Source organism: Pseudonocardia halophobica (assembly GCF_027922425.1).
Lineage (GTDB): Bacteria > Actinomycetota > Actinomycetes > Mycobacteriales > Pseudonocardiaceae > Pseudonocardia > Pseudonocardia halophobica.
Window position 1 is genome coordinate 1 of sequence record NZ_BSFQ01000190.1, and the last position, 769, is coordinate 769.

General features: G+C 58.9%; 1 protein-coding gene. It reads right to left on the reverse strand.

What is annotated here, in order from left to right; genetic code table 11:
• Positions 1-188: 188 nt before the first annotated feature.
• On the reverse strand, positions 189-769 hold a 581-nt coding region (gene istB / locus PKE99_RS38075), incomplete at its 5' end, for an IS21-like element helper ATPase IstB (RefSeq protein WP_271215103.1).

Consider the following 769-nt stretch of genomic DNA (forward strand, 5'->3'; position numbering starts at 1 on the left):
GTCGTCTTCTCGGCGGCGATTGACGGCTCGGTCTATGCGCGTCACGGCACGACGTTTCCGACGCGGCTGACTGTGATCGACAAGATCCCGGCTGTTGATTTCCACTGAGAAGTGACCCGGGTTTTCCATCGAGATTTGACCCACCTCTGATTATGGATTTCGGTTCAGTTTTGGGTCAAGGGCGGGTTTCACTCCTTCTTTTTTCGGGCTGTTGCGGCTGAACTTGCCTTGAAGCGGAAGCTGTCGTTTCCGGACTCCAGGATGTGGCAGCGATGAGTGAGGCGATCGAGCAAGGCGGTGGTCATCTTGGCGTCACCAAAGACGGTGGCCCATTCGCTGAAGCTGAGGTTGGTGGTGATCACGACGCTGGTCCGTTCGTAGAGTTTGCTGAGCAGGTGGAACAGCAACGCCCCGCCTGAGGCGCTGAACGGCAGATATCCGAGCTCGTCCAAGATGACGAGGTCGAGCCTGGTCAGGCTTTCAGCAATCTGGCCGGCTTTACCCTTGGCCTTTTCCTGTTCGAGGGCATTGACCAGTTCGATGGTGGAGAAGAAGCGGACCTTGCGGCGATGATGCTCGATCGCCTGGATGCCAAGGGCCGTCGCGACATGGGTCTTGCCGGTGCCTGGGCCACCGATCAGGACGACGTTCTGGGCCCCATCGATGAACTCACCGCGATGCAGGGTCCGAACGGTAGCCTCGTTGATCTCGCTGGCGGCGAAGTCGAAGCCCGAGAGGTCTTTATAGGCCGGGAAGCGTGCCGCTTTCA